We start from the raw sequence: 26408 nt of genomic DNA, 5'->3' as shown, positions 1-26408 counted from the left end.
AAAAAGTCAGGATGCTGATCCTGACTTTTTGCTTAACTTTCTATGTTTTCTTCTTATTAAAACAACTGTCAGTAGGAAACCAAATCCAACAGCGCTTAATCGTTTCCCACTATGTTCACCGGCTTTAGGTAAGCGGTCCAAAATGATTATTTTTTCATTTGGTGAAGCAAGCTTATCTGAAGAGTAGGTGGATGTAGCTTCCTCTGTTTTTTCTGTTTCCGTTTCTTCAGTCCTACCGCCAATTCTTCCATTGATTTCAAGTGATGCAGCCTTTGCGCTAAGCAACTGCCCTTCATTTAACGGAAAAATCAAGCATATGAATAAAAGCGTTAGTATTAAGTTGCGACTTTTTTTCATTTTCTACCCCTCAGTTTTGCTTCTATGTGTTAAATCAATTATTTACCGATTGTTGTACCATCCGCTTGAATAGAAGCGAATCGCAATGTTAACGTATAATTTTCGGCTGTTGCCGTTGTTGGAGCCTCTGAAACAGTTCCGGTATAGTAAAATTTCGCTGCATTTCCATAAGCGTTTTGGGCATCACTACTTAAATTTAAACGGCCTTCGTTATTGGCTAAAAGTAGCCAAGCAGTTGCCGGCATTGTTGTGATCGCGTTTTGATCGACTAAGTTCACTGCAGTCGGTGTAGTACTTAAAGCGGCCGAAGCTGCCTCCGGATTAATTGTTAACTGCGTTACGTGATTGGGTGTTCCTGTTAAAGAAGATAAGTAGACCGCAACACCGCGACCTGAATTATTTTGAATAGTATATTTAGCTGATTCAATTTGGGTATGAGCGGAAGCTGTTGTCGTGTGAAAAGCAGTAGCTGTATCCACAGTCACATTGATCCAGTCATCCGACCCTTCTGGAAGCTCAGCATCCGGATTGGTATTATCGACCTTGCCGATTGTACCGTTTACTTGGATTTCTCCTGTATTAACTCCGTCATATGTTTGAGCACTAGCCACTGAAGCTAAGCCGGCGACACCAATTCCTGAAATCATTGCTGTTGCAATGAAAGTTTTCGTTAATTTCATAATTATGCTCCTTTTATCCTATGTTTTTTATTTATATTAACAGTTTAAAGTTCTGTTAATTCCTTAATTTAAAACCTTAATCGTAATACTGGCTTGGACCTGCCCCCGTTTTTGTTTTGTCTTGGGATCATAAATACTGAAAGTAGCTGTAGCTGGATAATCACCTTTTGCTAGCTTTTGTCCTAAAACCGCCGTTTTTATTTCGTAGCCCGGCTCCAGCGCTCCAGAAGAGTATACTTCTTCTCCAGTTTTATCTATCGTAATCACTACATTGATCGGATAAGCATTATGCTCCGGGTTCTGAATATAAAGGGTTCCTGCCTGATCCCCGGTTTCAAAAACGGCTTCTGGTTTGATGACCATATTAAATTTGCTGGCATCCACAGCCTTTTGTTCGGCTTTTTTAATTTCCTTGTCCGTCATTTTTTGTGCTTCCTTGACTTCAGGCAGATAATCACCTGCTACCACGCGAACAGCTTCTTTTTGATGAATAAAATAGTAATAGCCTCCGCCGAGCATCAGTAAAAGAACTAATAGACTGAGCCACAGCCATTTCTTTTTACGTTTCTTCTCTGTTGTTTTAATTTTGCTCTCTCCTATTCTGCTTTTTCAAATTTTAAAGTCATTGTATATGCCGGCTGTACAACTTCACCCAAAGGACGATAATATTTTCCGCCAAAATCTAGTTGTAAACTAGTTGCTTGTGCCGTGTCCAGCGTTCCAAGCAAAGCTGGATTCGTTCGCAGATCCGGCGTTAAAAAAATCTCGGTTGTCATACGACCTTTCGCCAGCAATTTCAACGCTAATTGATTGGCATTATTTTGTCCGTTCAAATCAGATAGAAGCTCTATATTCGTCGCTTCGGCATTTTTCGCAGTAAAATCAGTGACAGTCACCGATGTAGCTACATTGCCCTGATTTTTTATTTCGTAAGCGCCCGTTTTCGTTTGGATAGCTCCTGCATTTGTAGTACTTGACTGGGTATTATCCGTTTCAAATAACATATCTACAGGTATCGAAACATCAATAACCTCAGCATAGTTGGTTTTAAACTCGCAGACCAGCGGTGAAAGAACCTCTTTACCAGAAATACCCGTCACTTTTACCCTTGCATAATAAGTCGAATCAGGACGTAAAGCGGTTAATTCCACTGAAAACTGACTGTCATTTTCCCCAAAACGATTGGTTACTGCCACACTCTTCACCTCAGAGAAATCTGGATCACGACTATATTCTAGTTGAATCGATGCATCAGCATACCCCACACCATAATCAGCGACTTGTCCACCTACAGCCTCCTCTTCTCCTTTGCTGTAATCTGTCCAAAATCCTGTATTATTGGCGAAAATACCAGTAAGCGTTGCTGTGGTTTCCGTTATTTCGTTTTCCTTGATTGTCAATGACTGAAGAACAGGATCCGTAGCGAACAAAATAGGAGTTCCCCATTCGCCCGAACTATTTTCATTTGAAACAACTGCTTGCAGCCAGTATCTTGTATTCGGATTTAAATCAGTGACTTTATAATGGTAGGTTGAGTCATTTTGTATTGGCTGATGATCTGTATAAATATGTTTGGCTTTTTCTACTAAACCAATATCGGCTTCATTCGTGTATAAGAAATACTTAATTTGCGTGATCGGCAATCCGTGATTTTCTACCGTAACAGTCAAGTCAGCTTCCTGACTGCTAGTATTTACAGCAGCCGTTGTTAAAATATCTGGCACCAATACATTGGTAAATACTAATCGTTTCGAACTCCCCAAAAAATCCAACGCAACCTGACTTAACGGATCACCTGAAACATTTTGATAGGTTCCGTTCAAGACGTTTAAAGACGTTTCCTTTTTATTGAACGATGCACTCGGCAAGCTAGCACTCGGATCATCGTATGTTGTCACTTTCATTCGATTTGTTCCACGAAAAGAAAGATTACCTACACCCGCACTCGCCCTTAGCCCTAGTGTATCAGCGGTAGTACCAGTAAAATCCGCGTTCTTCACATTTTGAAGATCCAAGTTGAATGTTCCTGAACTACCAAGTGAAAACATCTGACCATTAGCGACATTCATTTCAAAGGTTGCATTCGTTCCGATCGACATTCCGCCTCTAGAATTATTTAAAGAAAGCGGCACTTGGAAATCTAGCTTTGCGCTAGAATTATCACCAAATTGAAAATTAGTAGCAGCACTTGTACTTAAATCAGGATAAATAAATCGTTTACGAATAGCATCTGTTCCCGATTGCTTCACCATGAACGAGGCTTGATCTTCTACAATAATTGAATGATCGTAAGAAGCAGCACTATAGAAAAAAGCATGCCCTGTTTCAACATCAAAGGTTGCGCCTGAACGGACAATTAGATTCACTGAGCTTGCATACGGATTGCTGCTGCTGGTACCATGAGCATAAATAAAACCATAATTCACTCCTGTATTATGAACAACTTTAGTTGTTCCTGAGGCAATTTCTATGTAGTTTGTTTCCGCCCATTCTTGAGAGTATGTGGAGGAACCTGTCTGCTCAAACGTATTGTCACCCTTTAAAATGATTCGTCCATTCACGTTATAAAAAGGCTGTCCGTTAGAGGTTTTATAATGAATATTTTCAAAGATCATCGTCATATTCGTATAGCTATCATACCCATTCACAATGCCGTAATAGCCAGTAGCACCTTGGCCATCCGGTGTTCCAATGTTAAGATTTTTCAATGTAATAGTTGCATCGGATTCATTTAAATGAAAGCCATTAGTCGTACTGGCTCCTTTATTATAGCTAAGTGTATGTCCGGCCCCATCTAAAACAAAGCCATCGTACAAGGTTAGATTCGTTGAACCAATATCGATATCTGCCGTTAAACGTAATTCCGTTTTTTTATCGGTAACGATATATGTTTTCAGTGTATCCAGATCGCCAACGAGCCAATACCCGTCTGAGTCCTGCAGTTCAGATTCATAGGCGACACTTCGTTTATCCTGAGGTTGGTTTTCTTCAGAAGCAGAAAAAGTTGTTGTCGTTTCTGTAGAAACTTCTTGATTTTCTGACGAGTTTGTTTGGGTAGCTGCGCTTATTTCTTCTGTGCTATTTGATTGTTCATTTTTTGCTAGCTCTTCTAGTTGAGAGGTTGTGACTGTTTCAGTTTCTGCCAATACAGGTTCTTTTGTACTCGTAGAGAAAGCTACTGAATTCACCGTTGTTAGACTATTTCCCAGCAACAAACACGACATGAATAATGCAAACTTATTCAACTATCTGCTCCTTTCTTTTGTAGCACGACTTATTTATTATTTGCAAAAAATGAGCGAGCGACAAACTTTTCTTAGTAAAAAATACGTTATTTCACATTAATTTTCAATGTTTTTCGATAAAAAAGATATAATTCTTATTATTTTTTAATAAAAAGTTGGTGTTATTTATATAATAGGAACTTTTGTAATTAAAGCTCATTTTTTCGACATAAAATTTAAAAGATCGTTTTTTTATATGATTTATAATCGCGATAATGATGAAATATAAATATATTTAGCGTGAAATCTTATTATATTCTGCCAGCCTTTCTAGCTTGTACATAACAAAAAAACAAAAGCCTCAGCTTTTCCTTTGTAATTGAAGGAAAAGTGATGCCTTTGTTGATTATTTAACCAAAGCAAGTGCTTCGTTATTCTTCTGTTTTAGGTTCTTCGCTGTAGACATTTACATTGCTGCTTGTGCCTTTTTTAGAGAAGTTTTCAATTAATTCTTTTACATCTAAGCCTGTTGTTTCTTTTAATGTTTCTTGTGTGCCGGCTAATAAATTAGTGGCATAATTCGTGATTCGATTCGCACCAGCATTTTCACTACCGCCACCGGTATCCACCACAGAAATTTTATCAATATTGCCAAGCGGTTGAGCAGCCTCTTTCATTAATTGCGGCAGCATTTCCATGACCATGCTTAAAACAGCAGCTTCGCCGTATTCTTTAAAGGCATCCGCAATCTTTTGTTTCGCTTCGGCTTCGGCAGCCCCACGTGCTAAAATGGACTCAGCTTCCGCTTGACCAGCTAAACGTGTTTGGTTCGCTTCGGCTTCAGCTAGGGCTTCTACACGGAAACGTTCCGCTTCAGCTTCGGCTACTTCACGTGCTTTTTGGGCTAAAGCTTCCTGCTCTTTGGCATAACGATCCGCATCGGCTTTTTTCTTCACTTCTGAATCGTATTGTTTTTCACGACGAATAATTTCTTTTTCTTCCAGCTCAATTTGCTTTTGACGTTCAATGACTTTTACTTCCATTTCTTGAGCGACAACTTCTTGTTGCGCTCTCGCACTTTCCAAATTGTAGGCTTGGTCTGCTTTGGCTTTTGCGATATCCTGTGCTTCTTTATAAGAAGCCAGTTTTAATTCTTTTTCCTTCGACGCTTCAGCGATTTCTGTTTGACGCTGTAATTCAGCTTGTTGTGATTCTTTTTCTGCCTCAGCTTTTTTGATACGGGTTTCTTTCAGCGCTTCAGCTTCGGCAATATCTGCATCACGTTTTACTTGGGCGATTCTTGGTTTCCCTAATGAGTCCAGATAGCCGTTTTTATCGCGTACCTCTTTAATGGTAAAGGATACAATAATCAGTCCCATCTTGGCCAAATCCACGCTGGCTACTTCTTGGACGCTTTGGCTAAACTTATCACGGTTTTGATAAATTTCTTCCACCGTCATTGAACCGAGGATTGAACGTAAATGACCTTCCAGTACTTCGCGCGCTTCATTTTCCAGTTCTTCTCTGGTTTTACCTAAAAACTGTTCAGCTGCTGTAGCGATTTCTTCAACAGAAGAGCCAATTTTGATGATGGATGTACCATCACACATAACCGGTACTCCTTGCTCTGTATAAACTTCCGGCGTCGATACATCTAGCTTACTTGAAAGTAAGCTGATGCGGTTAGAACGTTGAAAGACAGGTAGTACAAAAGCTCCGCCTCCACGAACGATCTTGATTTTATTGCCGCGCTCGTCCGTATGAACATTTTTAGTTCCTAAATAGCTTCCGCTGACAATCAATGCTTCATCCGGTTTTGCTGTTTGATATTTTGAAATAAAAATGATCAGCAGCATCAATAAAATAAAAATAACTAAAACAATTGGTCCTAAAATTCCTAATCCCATCTTCTCTACTCCTTTGATTTATAATTGTAGGCTTCCTTCATAGGGAACGACATAGCAAACACGTTCTCTAATTTCAATGATCAATACCTGAGCGCCTCTTTCAAGCGGCCGTTCCTGTGGTGCATAAAATGCCGCTGGGCGACTGATCGAACCAGTCACACTGCTGAATTGAATTTCGCCCATTCCGCGAACCGGAATCGGCGTGACAACAACTGCTGTGTTGCCTTCCATGTCTTTTTCTGAAATCGAAATCGTTGCTTCAGCATTTCTAAGCGGTACCAATACATAAAAATTTAAAAAGAACACTAGAACAGAGGCAATCGCCGCACTGATAATAAATAAGGTCAGATGATCCCAATTTAACAGCTTTTCACCTAAGTAACCAAACAACGAAGTAAAAGCCACCCAAGGTATAATCAGCATCGGATCTACCGGGCCATCAAAATTAAAAATATCGCCAAAAACCAGCAGTAAAAATGCTAGTCCTGCACAGACGATTAACGCATACATATAAATGGTTACGATCGGAATCCCTTGAATCATATCCTCACTCCTTCCCAGCAAACTTGTTACGCCTGTTCCCCATCTCCCTGCTAAAGACAGCGTACTTTTTCCTTCTCCTTATTCCTGTTCCGACGATACTTCTATTTTACCAATACTTTATTTAAAATGACAGCTATTCTTGGAAAGTCGCTATAAAATAACAATTTTTTAGTAAGATACTACAAAACAACGGAAAGAAACGACATTCGCTCAATTTCAAGATTACTGCTTTGTTTAAAATAGCGACAGGGCGTGACAGGAAAGCAAAACGCTTTTCCGTCACACCCTGAATTCATTTATTCATTTGATTTTAACGCTTCAATCATATCAACGTTTTTCAATTTTTTATGCATAAAGATCATAACTAACAGTGTAAAGAATAGAGTGATTAACGCAGAATACAGATAGCTGATCCAATGAATCGTTGGTGAAAACATCAGCATGTCCACTTCTACGGTGGTCAACACATAGCTGTGTACCAGCTTCCCAAAGAAGCAGCCGCAGATAATGCCGATTAGCGTTAATACAATATTCTCACGATAGACATACATCGTTACTTCCTTATCATAAAAGCCTAAAACCTTGATCGTAGATAATTCTCTGATCCGTTCCGAGATATTGATGTTGGTTAAATTGTACAACACAATAAATGCCAATAGACCAGAAACAGTAATCAACACCCAAACCACAATATTTAAACTGCGTACAGTATCTGCCAGTGCATCACTGGTGACAGACAAGAATGAAACATTCAAAACATTTGTATTTTCCATCAATTGTTTCCCAATGGCTGCTTCCGTCTTTTTATTCGGCGTACGATTAAACAGCAGAAATTCCGTATTGTATTGCGGCTGCTTGTCAAAAATCTTTTCATAATAAGCTGGAGACAGGTAGGCAAAATGACCTGTATAGTTTTCGACAATCCCCTGAATTTTAAGCTGATAGCTGTGATTATCACTATTTTTCAAGGTTAATTGATCGCCAACTTTGTAATGGAACAGCTTGGCCAGTTTTTCATTGATAATGACTCCATCATCCGATAATGAAAGTTCTTTACCCGCTTTTCGCTCATTAAATAGAATATACTGATCGATTTTTTGAGGTTCTTTCGGTACATAAATAGAAACTTCCTGCTTCGCATAGGCGCTATCCGTTGTCGTTAGAATTTCAGAATAAATCGGCATCGTGCCTTTCAAATCCGAAAGTGCTTCAATGTCCTTCTGATACTTTTGCATTTCTTGTTGATCCGGATTTTCTTTGAAGGTAACAATCGCTTGATAGTGCCAGATTTTATTAAATTGAATCTCAACAATATCAGTAATTGAATCCTTTAAGCCAAAGCCAGTAATGATTAAAGCCATACAGCCCGCAATGCCTACCACTGTCATCAGCATCCGCAGTTTATAACGGAATAAGTTACGTGCCGTTACTTTTTCTATGAAGCCCATTCGATTCCAGATCGGCTTGATTCTTTCAAGAAAAATTCGCTGACCGGCTTTTGGTGCTTTTGGACGCAAAAGAATAGCCGGTGTACTAAAGAGATCAATGCGTAAGACCACCATCGCCGCTCCTGCCGTACATAAAACAGCAACGAGAATCCCAACTAAGCTATGACTCACATACCATGGCGTCACGAAATTAGGAATATTGTACATTTGTCCGTACGCATTGAAAATAATCGTTGGAAATAGATAATAACCCACTACTAAACCTAAAAGAGCGCCGCACAGACTGGCAAAGGTTGCATACAGCAAAAACTTAAAGGCAATCTCACCATTTTTGTAGCCTAACGCTTTCAGGCTGCCGATTTCCATTCGTTTTTCTTCCACCATTCGTGTCATTGTCGTTAGACTGACTAATGCTGCAATCAAGAAGAAAAAGATCGGAAAAACAGTGGACAACGAAGCAATCCGCTGGGCATTATCATCATACTCTGAGTAGCCGGGATTATCTTTACGAGTGAAATAATAATAATCCGCTTTTTTCAAATCCGCCAATTCTTTTTTCTGATCCGCTAATTGCTTTTTGGCTTTTTCTAATTTAGATTGTGCTGTTTTTTGTTCTTTGTCAAAAGCAGCTGCACCTTCGTCATAAGCGGCTTGCCCTTTATCAATTTGCGCTTTTGCTTCATTTAATTGTGCCTGGCCTTCTGCTTTGGCCTGCTCTAACTGCTGGTAACCGGCTGCCAGCTGATTTTTCCCTTCGTCAAGCTGTGCTTGGGCTTGATCTAGTTGGGCTGCCCCTTCATTGATGGCCTGCATTCCTTGCTGATATTGATTAACAGAGAGGGTGATCGTTTGAATGTTTTGATCCAGCGTCGCAATGCCTTGATTGATTTGCGTCTTTTGCTCTGAAAGACTCGTCAATGCACTGTTGATGGCGTTCATTACTACAGCGATATTCCCGCGAACAGGTTGGTCAATCAACTGATTCACTGTGTTGGATACTTCCGGCGGGTTACCTAAGGATTGCAAAGCTGCTTGCAGTTGTCCCGCAGCATCGCCGACACTTTCAGGCAATAATTCATCCGGGACACGATCCAAAATGGCGACGGAAGCAGCTAAGCTTTGATAGCCGTTGGCAAGCTGTGTAAGAGAATCATTTGAAACCGCCAAATCTGCACGCTGAGCCTGTAAATCAGTAAGGGTTTGCTGCGCTTGGACAACCTGCGCTTCATTTTGAGCTAATTCCGCTCTTTTAGCTTCCAGTTCATTTCTTTGAGCTGTTAATTCAGCTTCTCCGGCAGTCACCTCGTTTTGCTTTTCAGCCAATGTATTTTCAGCTGTGGTGATTTGTTCTGTATAAGCGGCTTGCGCTTGATTGTATTCTGCTTTTGCACTATCCAGCTTTTGTTTATTTTCAGTCAACGCTTTTTGTGCTTCTGCTAATTGATTTTCACTGTCCGTAATTTTCTTTTGTGCGCTGTCTAGCTTTTCCTGAGCATCATTACGAATTTCTTGCGCACGTTGTTTTGGTCGTTCTTTCAGTGCTGCTTTGACCTTCTTTTGATCTTGATCGCGCACTTTTTTGTATGTTTCTGAATAGCTGTCAGTGTCTTCAAGATTCTTAAAGGAAACTAAAATATCCGTATAGGTCTCTACAGCCAAATCCTCTTTGGGTACTACCACAAAATAATCTAAAGTTCCTTTACCGATCGTCGTGTTCCCCCGAGAGGTATTGTCGATATATTCAGGGGATTGAACAAAACCGACGATTTTAAATTTTTCCTTTTTAACAGTACCATCCGCATTATCTTCTGCGGATAAGGATAGGCTTTGGCCTACTTTATAATCTCCGGAAATTTTGGCTAAAGCATCAAGCGCAATTTCACCGCTTTTTTCAGGCAAGCGTCCGGAAACAACCAGATACTGATTCAGTTCCGTTTTCTTTTTCAAATCATAACCGATCATTTTAACGACCGCATTTTTTTCACTGACAGCAATATCTGTCGTGTATCTTGGAACAACAGCTTTTACTTCGTCCAGCTGCTCAAGCTTTTTTACATCCTGCTCCGTCAAGCCTAAGGAGGAAACTACGCGTGTATCTGCCAATTTTTGTTTTTGATAATAATTGGTTGCTGTTCTGGTCATGTCCGGACCCGTTGCTTTTAAACCGACGAAAACCATTACGCCTAAGAAAATAATTCCCATAATTGATAAAAAGCGTGTTTTGGATTGTTTGATTTCACGGATACTTGTTTTAAACAAAGCTGTCTTTTTCACTATTTACACCTACCACTCTATATCTGCTACAGGTTGGGGATTTTCGTTGATCGTAATATCACGAACCTTCGCATCATTAATTCGAATCACTCGATCCGCCATAGGTGCAATAGCGGAATTATGGGTAATAATCAGGACAGTTGTGCCAGTATTACGCGCAGTATCCTGTAAAATCGTTAGAATTTGTTTCCCAGTTTCATAGTCCAGCGCACCGGTTGGTTCATCACACAACAACAGCTTCGGGCGTTTAGCAATTGCCCGGGCAATCGTGACCCGTTGCTGTTCGCCGCCGGAAAGCTGAGCAGGAAAATTATCTAATCGTTTGCCTAAACCGACAGATGTTAAGATCTCCACCGGATCTAAAGCATCAGTAACGATTTGAGATGCCAGCTCTACATTTTCTTTCGTTGTTAAATTAGGAACTAAATTATAAAACTGAAACACAAATCCGACATCATTGCGCCGATACTTGGTCAGTTGTTTTTCATTAAAATTGGCAATGTCGGTTCCATCAATAATAATCTGCCCTTCGTCACAGGAATCCATCCCGCCTAAAATATTTAAAACAGTTGATTTTCCCGCACCGCTGGGACCTAAAATAACCGCCACCTCACCTTTTTCTACGGAAAAACTAACACCGTCATTTGCCGCAATAGTGGTATCACCCATGTGGTATCGTTTATATTCATTAATTACTTCTATATATGCCATCTACACAAATCTCCTCTCAGAAAGATTTTATCACATGCCGCCGAACAAGTCCTCTTCAAGGTAAAAGCTTTTTTGATTTTTTTAGTATTTTTCGTATAATAGATAGGTATTTATATTAACCTATTGACAATAGCAGGTTAGGCAATAGATGGGAGAAAATTATGGCAAAAAAACAAAAACCGCCTTTTAGTCCAGCTGTTATGCTGGCTGCCGCATTAATTATTCTACTTTTAGGCGTTTTGGGTATTCAAGTACCGAACGATATTCAGTCTTTCTTCGGGATCCATACTCAAGAACAGAGCAAGCCGGCAACAAAAGAATCAACCACGTCAACAAATCCGGGACCAAAGGAACTAGGGTCAGCCACCTTTTCAGCAGATGAAATGAAAGACAGTAAAAAGGGCTGGATTCACTATGATGCTGTAGATTCACTGGGTCGGGCAACTGGTGCTGATGCTTTATTGAAGCCAGCTATGGTAAATACCGGAACTTCCGCTAATAAAGACATTCGACCGCCGGGCTTTATTTCGGGATTAGACCCTTATAATCATTCACGCGGACATTTGATCGGACGCCAGCTAGGCGGAACCGGTGATGATGCACGAAATTTAACGACTCTTTACCAAACACCTGTTAATACGCCTTATATGACAAAGTATGAAAATCAGATTCGTCAGGCCTTGGATAAGGGAGAAACAGTCCGTTATCGTGTGACACCTGTTTACGAAGGAACTGAATTGCTCTGTAAGCAGATAGATTTAGAAGCAAAAGGCTTAGCTAAGCAGTCAAGCATCAATTTTCGAGTGACAATTTTCAATGAAAAGTAGGCGGACATCACTGAGATTAATAGCCAATCAAATTTGAGCAATTGGAGGTGCAACATGGATTTTCAAGCTATAAAAGAAAAAATACCGCAAAATGACCCGCACGCTTTTTTAACCTGTGTCTTGGCAGAAACACAGCAAATTGATGCTTTTTTCATCTTTAGTTCGACAATTGAAAAGCAGTTTGAGCAAAATTGTCAGGTTTTGGCTTCTGAAGAAACGATTTCTCTAGCCGACGTGACTCAGTTGCAGAGTGAAGGTTTCTTAGTGGTTGCTCAAACGATTGATGGAGATTACATTGCTGGGACACTGAGTCAAACCTTTGTGATACCTGTTTCGCTTTATAAAGCGGATATTGAAAAACATGACCTATTTTTAACGGATTTTTTTATCGCTTATGAAAATGGCACTCTTTCTTCTGCCATCTTGCCTAGTCCTTAAGCAATAATCAAGAAGCGATTTACTTCTCTCTCCGAAAAGGCTATCCTATTAATAGGATTTAATAGTTAGACAATTCATTCGGGAGGTTAAAAATGAAGGTATTATTGTTTTGCGCAAAAGGTTTTGAAACAATGGAATTCAGTGTATTCGTGGATGTGTTTGGCTGGGCCAGAAATGATTTTGGCTGTCAGATAACAGTAGACACCTGCGGCTTTACAAAAACGGTGGTCAGCACTTTTGGTATTCCGATCGTAGTAGACAAGTGTATCACCGAAATAGACGTTAATGAGTATGATGCCCTAGCAATTCCGGGCGGCTTTGAAGAATACGGTTTTTACGATGAGGCATATGATGCGCAGCTTTCTGCTTTAATTAGCGCCTTTGAACATCAGAAAAAACCGATTGCTGCAATCTGTGTAGGCGCACTCGCTTTAGGAAAAAGCGGTATTTTGATGAATCGAAAAGCTACCACTTATCATTTAAAAAACGGCTATCGCCAAAAAGAATTAGCTACTTTTGGCGCAAAGGTGATGAATGAGCGCATCGTTGTCGATGACACCATTATCACCTCGTATTGTCCCGAAACCTCAGCTGATGTTGCCTTTGAGCTACTGAAAATGCTAGCGGGTGAAACAATGATGACCACAGTCAAACAAGCAATGGGCTATAATGAATAAATGAAAAAACATGAAGCGCAAGTCAGTTGACTCGTTCTTCATGTTTGTTTCATTTAATCAGTCACTTCTAGGCGCGGTAACGTTCCACACCATCTAAGTACGTTGCTTCTAATTCCATCGCTGGATTTAATACGATAAAGTCAGCTTCACGCCCTTTAGCGATCATTCCACATTTATCGTCGATTTTACAGCTGACAGCCGGTACTAAAGAAGCCATCATGATTGCTTGTTCCGGCGTGGCAATTTCCCAATCCACGACATTTTTAATCGCTTCTTTTAGTTTCAAAATACTACCAGCCAAGTTGCCTGATTCTAGGCGAGCTGTTCCGTCTTTTACTACAACCGGAAATTCACCAAGATTGTAATTACCGTCAGGCATACCGCCGGCCATCATACAATCTGTAATTAAAGCCACATGATCATGTCCGGCTTTTTCCATTAAAATGTCTGCTGCATTGGGATGTACGTGGTGACCATCACAGATTAATTCAGAAAAAACATGGTTTAATGAAAGTAACGCTCCCACCATACCGGGTTCGCGGTGATTTAATCCGCGCATACCATTATAAGCGTGAACAAAGACACTGGCACCGGCTTCTACAGCTTCAGTCGCTTGCTCTAAAGTCGCATCACTATGTCCCAAAGATACCACGACGCCTTCTTCAGTCACTGCTTTAACGAATTCCTTCACGCCTTTGCGTTCAGGCGCCAGAGCGATTTTCTTAATTAAACCGCCGGAAGCTTCTTGCCATTCATTAAAAGTAGCCAAGTCCGGATCGCCGAAATAGCTGGGATTTTGAGCGCCTTTATGCTCTTCAGTGAAAAAAGGACCTTCAAAATAAATCCCCTGAACCTTAGCACCTGGTACTTCTTGATAGACCTCGCCAATCGTTTGAGCAACCTCCTTCAAGCGCTCTTTGCTTGAAGTTAAAGTTGTTGGTAAAAACGAAGTTACACCGCAGGAAAGTAAGCCCTCAGACATTACCTTCAAGCCTTCTGCATCATTGTCCATGACATCATGATTCATATATCCGTGAATATGGGTATCCACCAAGCCCGGTGCAACCCATTTTCCTTCTTCTCTGATTACTTTCGCTGACGGATCTGGCAGCTCTTTAAAATATTCGCCAAATAATCCGTCCGTAATTTCCAGATAGCCTGGACCTTTAACATCGCTTTTCAAAAAGAATTTGTCAGCAAAGATAAACGTTCTCATCGTCATCCTTCTTTCTTTAATTTTTCTCCTTTAAACGTACTCTTAAACGTGAAAGAAGTCAAGAATGGTGTAGACCTTTTTGAAATTTTTGTCTGATTTTTAGATTTTTATAGTTTCAATCCGACGAATTTGCTCTGAAAGAAGCCGATATTCTTCTGCTTTTTCATGATTTTGTTTCAGTTCCATTAATTGACTTTTTAGCTTAAACAGTTCCTCTAAATAATAGTAGCTATTGCGATGTCTAGCCCAAACAATGCCTTGATCAATATATATTTGCGCTTCTTCCAAGCGATTCTGTTCTCTTAAGAATTTTGCATAATTGAAAAAAATCTTGGTCAGCTCAGCATTTACTCGAATGTTAGGTAATTTATGAAAATAGTGGATGCTTAGCTTCAAATATTTTTCTGCTTCCGCCGGGTTGCCGGCACTCCCATAAGTACTGCCGATACAGCTGATTACTTGAATTTCAAAGTCGGAAAGATTGGCTTTATTCGCTTGATACGTATAGGATAGCCCTTTTTTCAAGTCTAAAATTGCCTGCTCGTAATTATTATAGAGATAAAATTTACAGCTGCCTAAATAATAATAGTAACGCTGCCAGTCCGTGTCTAGATGCAGACGTTCTTCAATCGTTGTTTCCTTCATATAATTTAAAATCTTTTGGTATTCCTTATGACGAAAATAATCCGCAATTTTATCAAACATACGCGTAACTAAGCGAACATCCTCCGACTTAAACTGCATAATCTGATCCATCGTAACACCTAAGCGCTGACAAATTTGCTGCATTACTACGACATTTGGCAGCTCCTCATCATTTTCGATCCGACTCAATACACTTTGTGAACAAATATCTTCTGATAACATTTTTTGTGTTAATTTTCGATTCTTACGAATTTCTTTAATCACCGCTCCAAAAGAATTCATAACTTCACCCCTAGGTCAAATTGACATACTATATTAAGTAAAAAGAGTATTTTCATCTACCTTTTGTAAAAATATGCGAATTCGCATTATGCATTTATTTTACTTTATTGCATAATATACTGCAAGAACATTACCTAAAGCTTAACCAAGACGATTGAATTTAATACAAATAAGGAGTGTTACTTATGGCACAGGAGAGACGGATCAGCTTTCGTTGGGAGAAAAGCAATTATATGGGCTATGTCGAGAAAGAATATGAAAATGCTTATTTGGTTGTTGTTTCGGACCCCAGTCCGGATATGGTTGAAAAGTATACAAATCGAATGGTAATCAGTAAAAAAAGTTGTCAAGAAACAGAATAAGTTGCAAACTTATCTTTGTTTTTAAGACAACCAAAAGCGACCCAAAGCCGGCTTGGTTTTGAGTCGCTTTTTTGTCATGAATTCAATCGGGTTTACTTTTGTTGATAATTACTTAAAAATTGACGCATTTTCGCAGTAGTCGTTTTTAAATCTTCCATTTTTGGCAAATAGACAATTCTAAAATGATCCGGCTGCTTCCAGTTAAAGCCACCGCCATGCACTAACAAAATATGATGCTCATGTAAAAAATCTAAAACAAATTTTTCATCATCATAAATGTTGAAGCGTGCAGTGTCAATTTTAGGAAAAATATAAAACGCAGCTTTCGGTTTGACTGCAGAAAGCCCTGGAATGTCATTGATTGCATTGTAAATATATTCTCGCTGCTCGTAAATTCTACCACCGGGAAGCAAAAGATCATCCACGCTTTGATAGCCGCCCAAAGCAGTTTGAATAATCTGCTGGGACAAAACATTTGAGCAAAGTCGCATTGACGCTAACATATTTAAGCCTTCAATGTAGCCTTTAACATGTTTTTTGTTGCCGCTAAGCACCATCCAGCCGCAACGGAACCCGGCTACGCGATGCGATTTAGACAAGCCGTTTAAAGTCACTACAAACAAGTCAGGCGCTAAAGTCGCAACCGGAATATGTGTCATTCCATCCATCACCAAACGATCGTAAATCTCATCTGCGAAAATAATCAATTCGTTTTGTCTGGCAATTTCAACGATTTGCTCCAAAATTTCTTTCGGATACAGCGCGCCAGTAGGGTTATTCGGATTAATTAGCACAATGGCTTTAGTATTTGAAGTAATCTTCTTCTTGATATCATCAATATCAGGATTCCACTCTGCCTGCTCATCGCAAATATAATGAACAGGTGTCCCGCCTGCTAAAGAAACTGACGCAGTCCATAACGGATAATCAGGCATCGGAACCAAAATTTCATCCCCATTATTGACTAACCCCTGCATACACATTGTAATTAATTCACTAACACCATTACCTGTGTAAATATCATTGATGGTTACATTAGGAAAGCCTTTCACCTGACAATATTGTTCAATGGCCTTCCGCGCTGAAAATATTCCTTTTGAATCTGAATAACCCTCGGAGTTGCGTACATTGGTAATCATATCGCGAATCACTTCATTGGGTGCATCAAAACCAAACGGGGCGGGATTTCCAGTATTAAGTTTCAAAATGCGAATGCCTTCTTCCTGCATTCTGTCGGCTTCTTCTAAAACCGGACCACGAACATCATAGCTTACGCCATCAAGCTTACTGGATTTCTCAAAGTTTCTCATACTGTCATCCCTCATTTTCAAAAATTTATATCTTTAAAGTTACGCCAACCAGCATGAAAAATCAATCAAAAATTTTAAATTTTCTAAATTTTTAACAGACATTGCTTTTTTATTTCTTTAATAATCGATTTTCTTTGATGAGCAATCTTAATTTTTTAAAGTGGACAGTTGCTGCTTATGGCTAAGCGCGTATTGTTTTGGCGTAGAGCCGTAGCATTTCTTAAAATGGCGACGAAACAATGAAACCTCCTGAAATCCGACAATATAGCTAATTTCTTTGATTGTTTTGTCAACGGAGGTTAACAGATTTTTACCGATTTGCAGACGGATTGCCAATAAAATCTCCTTGAAATTTTTGGCAAAGGTTTCACGCAACAACTGATTGATTTTCTTTTCCGAGACGTTCAGTTCCTCCGCCGCTTTTTTTAATGACAGATCCCGCCGATAATTTTCCTGAATATAAAGATAAATTTCCCAGGCATCCATTCGTGTTTGGCTAGAATTATAGGAAATTTGTTCCTGTCGATAAACAGCAGGGGTGACGCCCAGCAGTCGTTTAAATGCTTTGTAAAAGTTGGCTTCTGTTTGATAGCCGCAGATTTTCCCGATTTGGTTACTGGAAAGCTCTTCAAACTGCAGTAAAGCCACTGCATTGCGGATGCGAGTTCGGTTCAGATTCTCTTGAAAGCTGGCACCGGTTAATTGATATAGAATCTTTTTAACTAGCTTTGGCTCCAATTGAAGCTTCTCGGCTAAAATCGCCAAAGTAAGCGGACTACGATAATAGACTTGGATAAACTCCAAAATTTCCCAAGCTAGATTTCTAGGTTGCTTCGTTGGTGTCAGCTTTTGCTGATAATGCTGAAAAATATACGTTAAAAAAGCCACTAAGCTGACATTCAAATTATTGTTCATTTCATGATTTCGCTGCTTTTCTATAGAAATTTCATTACATAGAAAAAGCACTTGTCTTCTTTGCGGTTTAGCCAAGCTGAGGATCGGTTGAGCATCTTCTACCTGCTTAATAGCAGCCAGGTATTCTTGCCGATTGGTACTAATGAGCAGCAGCAAACCCAATGAAAAGGTAATCCGATAAATTGTCAGCACTTGTCCGGGCTGCAAACGTAAAGCATTAACATGATAAGGCTGCAAAAAAAGTAAATCTCCTGTTGTAACTGAAAAAAGGTTGCCATTAATAAGAATACTGCCGCTGCCACTGCAAATATAAATAAATTCAACTTCGTTTTTATGATGAATCGCCTCATCTGCCCGAATGGTTTCCTGCTGAATCCGCAACTGATTGGGATGAAAATTTTCTGATATATAATCTGAGCTGACATAAGGCAAATTGTCAAAGAATTGCTCCATAGCCGACACCTCCTTCTTTATTCTAGCAATTAGGTTAGTGATTAGGAAGGTTTAGTCCTTTTTTTTGCCATAATTTTAACTTACACTTTAGAAAACGATTTCAATAAGGAGTGAGTCAAGTGAAAAAAGTATTTGTGTTAGGCGGAACTGGCTTTTTAGGCTATTACACGATTAAAGAACTTTTAGCGCGAGGGTATCAAGTCAAAACGATGGCGTTGCCGCCCTTACCAGAAGCAGATCTACTGCCTGCTGAGGTTTCCTGCACATTAGGTGACATAATGGCCTTAAGCGATGCGGAAATTAAAGCTGTGTTAAGTGATTGTCAAGGCTTTATCTACGCAGCCGGTGCGGATGAGCGTACAATTCCGGAAAAACCGGCAATGAAGTTTTTCTATGAAGCTAACGTATTACCTACTCAGCGCTTAGCCCGTTTAGCCAAGCAGGCCGGCGTGACAAGCTTTGTGGTTTTCGGCTCTTATTTTGCTGAATTTGCTGAACGATTCCCTCACTATCACTTACAAAGACAAGCTTATCCGGCGATGCGTTTGCTACAGGAACAAATTGCCTTTGCTGAAGGTGAAGGCAGTATGCGTGTGATGTCACTACGCCTGCCATACATTTTCGGCACAATGCCCGGTAGAATGCCTTTGTGGAAAATGTTTAGCGATCAAATCAAGGGTCAGGCAGTCTATCCGGCTTTAAAAGGCGGCACAGCAATGGTTACGGTTGAACAAGTAGCTGAAGCAGCAGTCGGTGCGCTGGAAAACGGCACACACCGCAGTACCTACGCTATTTCAGCTCTGAATATGAAATACCAGCAATTTTATCAAATGATTGTACAAGCCTTAGGTCAAACAAAAACCACTCAGATTCCAGTCGTGGACTATGCCGAAATGTTGCCAGTTTATGAAGAGATTGATCAGCAGGCAGCAGCGGCCGGCTTGGAGCATGGCATTCATATGACTGTCAGCGCAAAATTGCAAACCGAGGATTTATATCTAAATCCCGCAGACACCATGGATCGCTTGGGAATTAAAGCCCATGATGTGATAGCATCGATTAAAGAAACACTAGCAAAATGTACAGAGGAGGAAATGAAATGACTAAAAAACGTGTATTCGTCACTGGAACAACCGGAACAATGGGCGGCGCTGCAATGAAAGAACTGCTTGCACGTCCTGATCGCTTTGATGTGGTCACTTTGGCACGAAATTCAGAAAAAAATCGACTCTTTATGCAGGAGTTTGCCAATACTCCTAATTTAGAAGTTGTGTGGGGAGATTTAACGAACTATGAGGATGTGTTAAATTGTGTGACCGGCTGTGACTATGTTATTCATTGTGCCGCCTTTGTTTCTCCTGCGGCTGACCGCTATCCGAAAGAAGCGATGGCGATTAATTACGGCGGTACCTTAAACCTGATTCGTGCCGTTTTAGCGCAGCCGAATCATGATGATATTAAGCTGGTGAATATTGGTACGGTCGCAGAAACCGGTGATCGTATGGCACCGATTCACTGGGGCCGCGTCGGCGATCCGCTGAAGCCAAGTGTCCATGATTATTACGCTGTTTCAAAAATTGCGGCGGAACGTGCCGTCATTGAATCCGGCATCAAGCATTGGGTTTCCTTAAGACAAACGGGCATTATGTCTATTAAAGAATTCAGCCATAACGAAGGCATTGGCTTCCACCAGCCGTTAAATAATGTTTTGGAATGGGTCACTGATCATGATTCGGGCTTATTATGTGCCAACGCCTGCGAGGATTGGGTTCCGGAAGAATTCTGGGGACATGTTTACAATATTGGCGGCGGCGAGGATTGCCGTGTAACGAATTACGAATTAATGAGTAAGATGATGGCAAAAGTCGGTATTGATGATTTTAGAACAGTTGCTGAACCTAACTGGTATGCCACGCATAACTTCCATGGACAATGGTATTTGGATTCTGACAAGCTAAATGACATTTTGAAATTCCGAACCCAAACAGTCGATGACTTTATTGAATATTATGGTAGAGTTATGCAGCAAGCAGCTGGTTCAGACGCAGCGCAGGTACCGCTAGAAGCGATTCAGCAAGGAATTCGGGAGAAAAATCTTGAAGCAGCTTTATCTGATACTGGTCCTTTGCATTGGCTCATCCACAATGAAGAAGATAAATTGGAGCCTTTCTTTATTTCCCGTGAAAAATGGGCTGAAATTCCCGGTTGGGATCAATATGTCCTTTACCGTCCAGCCGGTAAGCCGATTATTTTAGATCATGGCTATGATGAAGACCAGCCGGAAGCAGAATTATCTTTAGAGGATGTTCAAAAAGCAGCTGTCTTTCGCGGCGGGCGCTGTTTGTCTAAACAAATGACGATTGGCGATTGGCGCACTAAATTAACCTTTGAATGCCACTGTGGTCACCAGTTTGAAGCAAGTCCGCGTTTGATTTTAGAAGCAGGACACTGGTGTGATACATGCGAACGTGAAAGCTGGGACTTCCATCATTTGGCCAAACACAGTCCGTTCTTCGCTCAAGTCTGGCAGCCTCTTCACGCTGAAAATGAATTACCGAAGCGTTATGAAAAAACTGTCAAAGATACGGATGTTCGATAGATAGTTAAATTTAAGAAGACTGAGCCGTTGAAATATTAACGGCTCAATTTTCTTTTTCATTTTTACCTTTGAAATTAGGCAGAATTTCTAACTTTTTATCATAAGTGTTTAAATTAAATGGTAAACTATTATATAAATAGAATAATTATTTAAGGAGTAGGTTAAATGAAAAATGAATTTGTTGTCTATGAAAGTAAAGGAAAGCAGCTTTTACTTATAATCGCTGCAATCATAATGGTTGGTGCCTCTTTTTTGGTCATTTTTATTAAGCAGAATGACGGCTACGGAACCAGCTATTTTCTTAATTATTTAATCGTGATTTTTGGTCTTTTAGGTGTCCTCTTTTTTGGTTTTGGAACGATTTTTTTAATTAAGGAATTTGTAGCAGGTAAACAGCTGATCGTTTTAACCCAAGATGGTTTCTATGACTACTCTAGCGCCATGGCAACCAAAGATCGGCTCATTTCATGGCAGGATGTCGCTGATATAGCGACTTTCAGCACTATGGGACAGCCCTTTATTACTGTAAAAATGAAAAACAGCGAAGCTTTTTTGGCTTCACTTTCGTCTTTTCACCGCAAAGCAGTCCAAGCTAATTTGAAGCTTGGTGCTTACGAAATTAGTATTACTGCTCAACAGGCAAAAGGTGTTTCATTAAATCAGCTCTTAAAAGAAATGACCCTTTTTTGGCAAAACGCCAACGAAGTACACTAATGCTCTTTATTAAAAAACGTGAAGCAACAGACGCTGTTGTTTCACGTTTTTTCTATTCATTTCTAAAATGATATACTCTTGCTTCAAAGGGAGCAAATAATGTATGCTGCTGAATCTTGCGACCTGTTAAATTAGACAAGACTAATTCCCAGTCCTCAATGTGGACATTTTCTGGTAAATCGGCCGAAGCAAATTCTTTCGATAAGTTGATTAAAACAACAAAACGTTCTTCTCCTAAGCGGCGCCCATACACAAATAGCTGTGGATGCTCAGGCAAATAAAGTGTATAATCACCATAAATTAAAGCCTCGTTTTCTCTCCTTAAACGAATGATTTCCTTGTAAAAGTTCAAGATTGAATGTGGATCGGCTTGTTCATCCAATACATTAATAGATTGCTTATTAGGATTAATTTTCAGCCAGGGCTGACGTTTTGAAAAGCCTGCAAATTCCTCTGCAGTCCACTGCATTGGTGTGCGTGAATTATCTCTGGCTGTTTGCCGAATAATTTCAAGCGCCTTTTCAGGAGCTACTCCTGTCTGCAGCATATCATAGTAGAAATTTCTCGTATCAACCGCATCGATTTCATCAATGGACTGGAACGGCATATTAGTCATACCGATTTCCTGACCCTGATAAATAAACGGCGTTCCCTGCAATAGTAAAAAGCTAAGTGCCAGCGCTTTAGCAGAAGCTCGCCAAAAGACAGTTTCTTCACTACCAAAGCTAGAAACGGAGCGAGGAATGTCATGATTTTCCATATATAGCGCATTCCAGCCCTTCCCATGAGCCAAAGCCTGTTGCCAAGCAGTTAGTGCCTGCTTAAATTGAATCACATCCAAACCTTCTTGCTCGGTTTTATTCCAAAGCGAAATATGATCAAATTCAAAAAGCATATTGAAATAGCCTGCTTCTGTGCCGACCCACTGCTGTGCTTCATTAGCTCCAACACCATTTGCTTCACCAACCGTTAAAATGTCCCGTTGTTTGAAAACATCCCGTAATTCTTCCAAATGATTTTCAATACCTGTTACATTTTTAAACGGCGCAAAAGGATCGTCTGCAGTCACCGTTTCCAAGGGCGCTTTTTTTATGTGCGAAATGGCATCTACTCGAAAACCATCCACACCTTTATCCAGCCACCAATTAATCATGGTAAAGACATCGCGTTTTACTCGCGGATTTTCCCAATTCAAATCAGGCTGTTCCTTAGCGAACGCATGAAAATAATATTGATTCGTTGCTTCATCGTACTCCCAGGCAGAGCCGCCGAAAATGGAGGTCCAATCATTCGGAGGGCCGTCCAATTGTCCATCTGCCCATATATAGTAATCGCGATAATCATCTTTGCGTGATGATCTTGATTCTAAAAACCAGGGATGCTGACTAGAAGTATGATTAACCACTAAATCCATAATCACCTTTATTCCTAATTCGTGTGCTTCCTCCAGTAATAAATCAAATTCCTCCATCGTACCGAACGTTGAGAGAATCCTCTGGTAATCACTAATATCATAGCCGTTATCGACATTAGGAGATTCATAGACTGGTGTGATCCAAATAAAACCGATCCCCAGATCCTTCAGATAATCCAGCTTTGCACGTATCCCGTTAAGATCACCAATTCCGTCCCCATTTGTATCTAAAAAGCTCCTTGGGTATATTTGATAACCAACGGCTTCTTTCCACCAAGCTTTCTTAATCATCATCTGTCTCACCTTCATTTTAACAATTTCCTATATTATAGTAAGATTTAAAATAAAAGCGTATAGCTTCCCCTTATTCGTAATATTTTCTTAAATATGGTTAAACTAAATAGCAAGAATAATTACAAAAAAGTCAATTTTTTTATTTTACATGAATATTTCATGAAATGAAGACAATGCGGTAAAAATAATTAACGCCATTTTCTGATTACCGTAAAAATAGATCTTTCTGTCTGCTGTTACGTGCGCTCATTAATTATTTTAACGAACAAATATGTAGGGTTTTCTTACAAAAATGATCGAAAAGAAGCATGACATAATCGGAAAAAATCCGTTAGAATATAGCCACTATTCAAGAAAAGAGGCATAAAAATGAAAAAAATCTTTGGTTTACTGTTTTTTATAGCAGTAGTAATGCTTGGCTTTTTTGGCTATCACTATTACCAAGAAACCTATGTAGGAGAAACGGCTTATGCGCAAGTACCCGACGCAGTACCTGAAAAAATAGAACACGAAAGTAAAAGCGGCATCGGCAACAATGCACCCTGGTATTCTTATGATTATAATCTAACGTTTGTAAAAGAAGATGGACGTGTGGAAAAACAAAGCTATCAAGTATCCGGAGACGATGAAAAACCATTGGAACCCGGCACTTATATTAAAGTGAAGATGAGTAAAAAGCGTGTACTTGAAGGTCCGACGTATATTTCTGAGCAAGAATTGCCTGATAAAGTAAAGGAAAAATTAAAATAAAGCAAAATACAATTAAGCTTTTAAGTGTAAGCAATAACAATTTCTAAGTTGTTTATTTTTTAAGCATAGATGAGTGTGTGACAAAAGTAGTTTTTACTTTTTTCATGCACTCGTTTTTTGTATGAAGTTTTCATTGAAGATGGTCTTGCCTTAACGTATAATTTACAAAGGAAATACAAGAATGCGTTCAAGACAAGAGTGGTGCAAAAGTTGTTTTTACTTTTCTTACTCACTTTTTAATAAGAACGTCGATTGATGAAAGATGGTGTCGTAATTTGGGGTTAATAAAACAAAATAGGTATAAAATCGGCATAGTTTTTGCGATTTATTCGTTCGCTTTACTTGCCATTGGCTTAGTGAATTTTCCATATTTGGATGATGTAGGCCGACAATTATGGGGATATTCAAAATTTGCTGAAGGATATTCGCGCTGGGGAAGCGAAATTTTAGCTTGGATATACCAAGGCAGCAGGCATTTAACAGATACGGGACTGCTTTCACCATTGGTTACGGCCGTAATTCTTACAGCGGCTAGTGTAATAGTAGTTTTTGTTATCAATAAAAAACAACCGCCCGTTTCAGCCTTTGTTGTGTCAACATTGCTTGGATTAAATCCTTGGTTTTTACAGAATATCAGCTTCAGATTTGATAGTCCGTATATGGCATTTAGCGTTCTTTTTTCTGTCATTCCTTTTCTTTGGTGGTCAAGTAAAACAGCGCATTTCTTTCTTCTATCCTGCGTTGGAATTTTTTTAATGTGCAATACTTATCAGGCTTCTACTGGCATTTATATTGTTTTAGTTTTAGCACTTTCATTTAAAGAACTATTAGCTAATGGCTCTTTAGTGGCTGTGATCAAAAAAACAGGACTTGCAGCAAGTGCTTATATCTGTGCTATGATTGTCTATCTTCTTGAGACTAAGCTGAATCCTGACATTGCTAGTCGCGGCGGAAATGTTGCGATTGCTGCATTAAAGGATATTCCGGCTGTTTTCATCAGCAATAGCCAAATGTACTTACAGCGAATCGCCGAACAAAGTACACGTATCTGGCTTTTACTTTTTGTTCTGATCGTTTTATTATTTTGTATCGTGAGTATACTTGCAGCGAGTACGAATAAATGGAAAGGGCTGCTTTATGCATTTCTATATTTAGTTTTAGGAGCGATTTTAAGCTATGGAGTATTTCTAATTTTCCCGGAAAAATTAGCTTTAGCTGCGCCGCGTTATGCCTATGGCTTTAGTGTGTTTGCAGTAATTACTTGTCTTTTAGTATTGAGTCTACTGCCGAATATTTTCAGTCTCGCTTTTAGTGCCAAAGGGTTACTCTATTTGTTTAGCTTCTATCTGCTGTCATTTCCATTTGTTTATGCAGCTTCCTTAGCTTATCAACGAGACTCGTTTGAACGTCAGAGCATGCTTTTAGCTGATGACCTGAAAAATTTCGTTTCTTCTAAGGAGCAGCAAGTTTACGCAACAACACTTTTTAAAGATTCTCCGATTGTTGAAAATACAGCAAGAAATTATCCAATATTAAAAGATCTAGTACCAGCGAATAGTGCGCTCTTCTGGCCAAATCAGGTACTCTTTAAAACCTATTCTGGCATAGACATTGACATTCAGCCCTTCAATTCAGCTGAGTTTGACAAGTCTCGCAGCACATTAAAATCCACTGATTATTACTACGATATCTATCAAAAGGAAAAGGCACTATATATTATTGCAAAATAAACATACTAAGATTAGAGGAGAAACTTATCGACGGATGAGTTTCTCCTCTATTTTCCTTTTTTAGGTTTATAGTAGAGTGTGAAAGGAAGATCGACCATGTCCACATGGACTTCGAGTCCCTATCAAAAAACGGTCTCCTTCACTGTCATTTTAAAATCTGGTTTAAGTATGTTGGGGCTTCGAGCTCGTGTTTAGGAAATTAGGAACGAAATGAAACAGTGAAGAACCTTTCAGAAAAAAAGAAAGAAGATGAAAAGAATGGCTTATGTACTTGCGTTGGATGTTTCTATGGGGAAAAGTTATAAAGTGCTTTATCAAGAGAATGTTTGTCTCTCTGAAGGAGAAATTCTTCATACAAAATCTGGATTTGACACCTTACTTCAAGAAATTTTGGCTCTGCCTGAAACGCCAAGTATTGTGTTCGAGTCAACGGGTGTTTATTCAAAAGTAATCGAAACATTTTGCCAAAACAATCACTTTTCTTATTGCCTATTGAATCCTTTAGAAGCGAAAAAACAGCTAGATAACGGGTTACGTGTGCTCAAAACTGATAAACAAGATGCCCATCGTCTTGCGCAAACTCACTGGCAATATGTACGGAAAATCAAGAGACACCAGTCAACTATTTATGAAGAATC

General features: G+C 39.6%; 23 protein-coding genes. 10 read left to right on the top strand and 13 right to left on the bottom strand.

The window, feature by feature from the left end; translation table 11 throughout:
* Window positions 1-6 precede the first annotated feature (6 nt).
* The 8 genes from ABH902_RS14415 to ABH902_RS14380 all read right to left on the bottom strand — a co-directional run bounded on the left by ABH902_RS14415 (window position 7) and on the right by ABH902_RS14380 (window position 11144).
* Window positions 7-357 carry a hypothetical protein gene (locus ABH902_RS14415; protein WP_404591882.1) on the bottom strand — a complete coding sequence of 117 codons (351 nt, stop codon included), beginning with the start codon at window positions 355-357 and terminating at the stop codon, window positions 7-9.
* A gap of 38 nt (window positions 358-395) precedes the next feature.
* Complete coding sequence (locus ABH902_RS14410) at window positions 396-1037, bottom strand: hypothetical protein (protein ID WP_404591881.1); 642 nt, start codon at window positions 1035-1037, stop codon at window positions 396-398.
* A 63-nt stretch (window positions 1038-1100) separates the two neighbouring features.
* Window positions 1101-1556, bottom strand: a complete 456-nt coding sequence (locus ABH902_RS14405) for a hypothetical protein (protein WP_404591879.1) — start codon at window positions 1554-1556, stop codon at window positions 1101-1103.
* A gap of 77 nt (window positions 1557-1633) precedes the next feature.
* Window positions 1634-4282: a hypothetical protein gene (locus ABH902_RS14400; RefSeq protein WP_404591877.1), complete on the bottom strand. Its 2649-nt coding sequence runs from the start codon at window positions 4280-4282 to the stop codon at window positions 1634-1636.
* 410 nt (window positions 4283-4692) lie between these two features.
* Complete coding sequence (locus ABH902_RS14395) at window positions 4693-6168, bottom strand: flotillin family protein (RefSeq protein WP_404591875.1); 1476 nt, start codon at window positions 6166-6168, stop codon at window positions 4693-4695.
* An 18-nt stretch (window positions 6169-6186) separates the two neighbouring features.
* A complete protein-coding gene (locus ABH902_RS14390) occupies window positions 6187-6711 on the bottom strand; it encodes a hypothetical protein (protein WP_404591873.1) in 525 nt (174 codons plus the stop codon).
* Between the two features lie 296 nt (window positions 6712-7007).
* Window positions 7008-10433: an FtsX-like permease family protein gene (locus ABH902_RS14385; protein WP_404591871.1), complete on the bottom strand. Its 3426-nt coding sequence runs from the start codon at window positions 10431-10433 to the stop codon at window positions 7008-7010.
* 9 nt (window positions 10434-10442) lie between these two features.
* Window positions 10443-11144 carry an ABC transporter ATP-binding protein gene (locus ABH902_RS14380; protein ID WP_404591869.1) on the bottom strand — a complete coding sequence of 234 codons (702 nt, stop codon included), beginning with the start codon at window positions 11142-11144 and terminating at the stop codon, window positions 10443-10445.
* Between the two features lie 161 nt (window positions 11145-11305).
* On the opposite strand from ABH902_RS14380, the gene ABH902_RS14375 reads away from it, so the two are divergent.
* The 3 genes from ABH902_RS14375 to ABH902_RS14365 all read left to right on the top strand — a co-directional run bounded on the left by ABH902_RS14375 (window position 11306) and on the right by ABH902_RS14365 (window position 13086).
* Entirely contained in the window at window positions 11306-11971 is a 666-nt protein-coding gene (locus ABH902_RS14375) for a DNA/RNA non-specific endonuclease (protein WP_404591867.1), read from the top strand.
* A 54-nt stretch (window positions 11972-12025) separates the two neighbouring features.
* Complete coding sequence (locus tag ABH902_RS14370) at window positions 12026-12409, top strand: hypothetical protein (protein ID WP_404591865.1); 384 nt, start codon at window positions 12026-12028, stop codon at window positions 12407-12409.
* 92 nt (window positions 12410-12501) lie between these two features.
* On the top strand, window positions 12502-13086 hold the full coding sequence (locus ABH902_RS14365) for a DJ-1/PfpI family protein (RefSeq protein WP_404591863.1): 585 nt from the start codon (window positions 12502-12504) through the stop codon (window positions 13084-13086).
* A 67-nt stretch (window positions 13087-13153) separates the two neighbouring features.
* Here ABH902_RS14365 and nagA read toward each other — a convergent pair whose 3' ends face one another.
* Both nagA and ABH902_RS14355 read right to left on the bottom strand, forming a co-directional pair.
* Entirely contained in the window at window positions 13154-14302 is a 1149-nt protein-coding gene (gene nagA, locus ABH902_RS14360; protein ID WP_404591861.1) for an N-acetylglucosamine-6-phosphate deacetylase, read from the bottom strand.
* Between the two features lie 99 nt (window positions 14303-14401).
* Window positions 14402-15229 (bottom strand): helix-turn-helix domain-containing protein, encoded by an 828-nt coding sequence (locus ABH902_RS14355; RefSeq protein ID WP_404591860.1) that lies wholly within the window; start codon window positions 15227-15229, stop codon window positions 14402-14404.
* A gap of 185 nt (window positions 15230-15414) precedes the next feature.
* Between ABH902_RS14355 and ABH902_RS14350 the strand changes: the two genes are divergently transcribed.
* Entirely contained in the window at window positions 15415-15591 is a 177-nt protein-coding gene (locus tag ABH902_RS14350; RefSeq protein ID WP_404591858.1) for a hypothetical protein, read from the top strand.
* 92 nt (window positions 15592-15683) lie between these two features.
* On the opposite strand, the gene ABH902_RS14345 is transcribed toward ABH902_RS14350, so the two are convergent.
* Together ABH902_RS14345 and ABH902_RS14340 are read right to left on the bottom strand one after the other, a co-directional pair.
* Entirely contained in the window at window positions 15684-16901 is a 1218-nt protein-coding gene (locus ABH902_RS14345) for a pyridoxal phosphate-dependent aminotransferase (protein ID WP_404591856.1), read from the bottom strand.
* Window positions 16902-17048: 147 nt separating this feature from the next.
* Entirely contained in the window at window positions 17049-18269 is a 1221-nt protein-coding gene (locus ABH902_RS14340) for an AraC family transcriptional regulator (RefSeq protein ID WP_404591854.1), read from the bottom strand.
* A gap of 119 nt (window positions 18270-18388) precedes the next feature.
* Between ABH902_RS14340 and ABH902_RS14335 the strand changes: the two genes are divergently transcribed.
* From ABH902_RS14335 to ABH902_RS14325, 3 genes are all read left to right on the top strand, one after another.
* Entirely contained in the window at window positions 18389-19372 is a 984-nt protein-coding gene (locus tag ABH902_RS14335; protein ID WP_404591852.1) for an NAD-dependent epimerase/dehydratase family protein, read from the top strand.
* Entirely contained in the window at window positions 19369-20868 is a 1500-nt protein-coding gene (locus ABH902_RS14330) for an NAD-dependent epimerase/dehydratase family protein (protein WP_404591850.1), read from the top strand. The genes ABH902_RS14335 and ABH902_RS14330 overlap by 4 nt, the downstream gene beginning before the upstream one ends.
* Window positions 20869-21033: 165 nt before the next feature.
* A complete protein-coding gene (locus ABH902_RS14325; RefSeq protein WP_404591848.1) occupies window positions 21034-21582 on the top strand; it encodes an STM3941 family protein in 549 nt (182 codons plus the stop codon).
* A gap of 52 nt (window positions 21583-21634) precedes the next feature.
* Here ABH902_RS14325 and ABH902_RS14320 read toward each other — a convergent pair whose 3' ends face one another.
* Entirely contained in the window at window positions 21635-23290 is a 1656-nt protein-coding gene (locus ABH902_RS14320; RefSeq protein WP_404591846.1) for an alpha-glucosidase, read from the bottom strand.
* Window positions 23291-23659: 369 nt separating this feature from the next.
* Between ABH902_RS14320 and ABH902_RS14315 the strand changes: the two genes are divergently transcribed.
* From ABH902_RS14315 to ABH902_RS14305, 3 genes are all read left to right on the top strand, one after another.
* A complete protein-coding gene (locus ABH902_RS14315; RefSeq protein ID WP_404591844.1) occupies window positions 23660-24040 on the top strand; it encodes a YxeA family protein in 381 nt (126 codons plus the stop codon).
* 275 nt (window positions 24041-24315) lie between these two features.
* Entirely contained in the window at window positions 24316-25770 is a 1455-nt protein-coding gene (locus tag ABH902_RS14310) for a glucosyltransferase domain-containing protein (protein ID WP_404591842.1), read from the top strand.
* A gap of 258 nt (window positions 25771-26028) precedes the next feature.
* A partial coding sequence (locus ABH902_RS14305) for a transposase (protein ID WP_404591840.1) occupies window positions 26029-26408 on the top strand: 380 nt, incomplete at its 3' end.

Origin of the sequence: Enterococcus sp. UD-01, from assembly GCF_044909655.1 — a bacterium.
In the GTDB taxonomy this organism is placed as follows: domain Bacteria; phylum Bacillota; class Bacilli; order Lactobacillales; family Enterococcaceae; genus Enterococcus_L.
This window is presented reverse-complemented; position numbering and strand designations above follow the sequence as displayed.